The following is a 1094-nucleotide window of genomic DNA, read 5'->3' on the forward strand; positions in this document are numbered from 1 at the left end:
CGGCCGAGGGCATCGAGCCAGGGACCGCGCCGCCGATGTCGTCGTGGTGTCCGAAGGCCTGGACGAACGCCACCACCCGTCGCTCGCCCTCGGGGCCCGCGAACACCGGCACCGTCACGCAGAGGTCGGGGAGGTGGCCGATGCCGCCCTCGGAGAGGTAGACGTCGTTGTGGAAGAAGACGTCGCCCTCGCGCATCTCCTCGATCGGGAAGTCGCGCGCCACCGGGTGCACGAGCGCGGAGTAGGACCGGCCCGTCAGCTTGCGCAGCAGCCGGTCGTGGATGCCGGCGCGGAAGTCGTGGGCGTCGCGGATCATCGGGCTGCGGCTGGTGCGCCCGATCGCGGTCTCGACCTCCATCTCCACGCTGGCCAGCGAGCCCTGGACGATCTCGACGAGCACCGGGTCGGCGCTCGCGCCGGCGTCGGCGGTGAGGTGGCCGAAGGGGAACTGGGTGGGCGCTCGGCGACTCATCGCTCGTCCTCCTGGACGCGGGTGACGATCAGGTTGAGGTACTCGTCGACGCGGACGTCGAAGCCGGGGTGGATCGGCACGGTCGAGCCGAACTCCTCGACGATCACCGGGCCACGCAGGACCGTGCCCGGTGCCAGCGTGCTGCGCTGGTGCAGCGGCGTGTCGACGTGCCCCTCGGCGGCGTCGAAGCACACCTGGCGCCGCCCGTCGGCTGCGGGGGTCTCGACCGGCTCGACCACCGGATGGTGCTTGATGTCCGGCCGCTTGATCGGGCCGATGCCGGAGACCCGGAGGTTGACCCACTCGACCTGCTGGGAGGCGTCGCCGGAGAAGTCGTAGCCGTAGAGCGCCCGGTGCGCGGCGTGGAACGCCTCGGCGACGGCGGCCGGGTCGAGCGCGCCGGCGGCCACCGGGACGCGCACCTCGAAGGCCTGGCCGAAGTAGCGCAGGTCGGCGGTGCGGACGAACTGGTGCTCCCCCGGGTCGAAGCCCTCCTTGGCGAGCGCCTCGGCGGCGCGCGCCGTGAGCTCGTCGTAGATGCCGGTGACCGCGGCCGGGTCGAGGTGGTCCTCGAGCGTGACGTGGGTCTGCACGTAGTCGTTCTTGACGTCGACGGTGAGCA

The 1094-nt window shown here is 72.2% G+C and carries 1 protein-coding gene and 1 pseudogene; both read right to left on the reverse strand.

The genetic code is table 11. From position 1 onward, the window contains the following. The coding region (locus Q0L15_RS14675) for a hydantoinase B/oxoprolinase family protein (protein WP_296605196.1) at nucleotides 1-472 on the reverse strand (472 nt) is incomplete at its 3' end. Then, nucleotides 469-1094, reverse strand: a pseudogene (locus tag Q0L15_RS14680) (hydantoinase/oxoprolinase family protein); the annotation flags it as partial. The gene Q0L15_RS14675 and the pseudogene Q0L15_RS14680, both read right to left, overlap by 4 nt.

Source organism: Nocardioides sp., from assembly GCF_024509035.1.
Taxonomy (GTDB): domain Bacteria; phylum Actinomycetota; class Actinomycetes; order Propionibacteriales; family Nocardioidaceae; genus Nocardioides.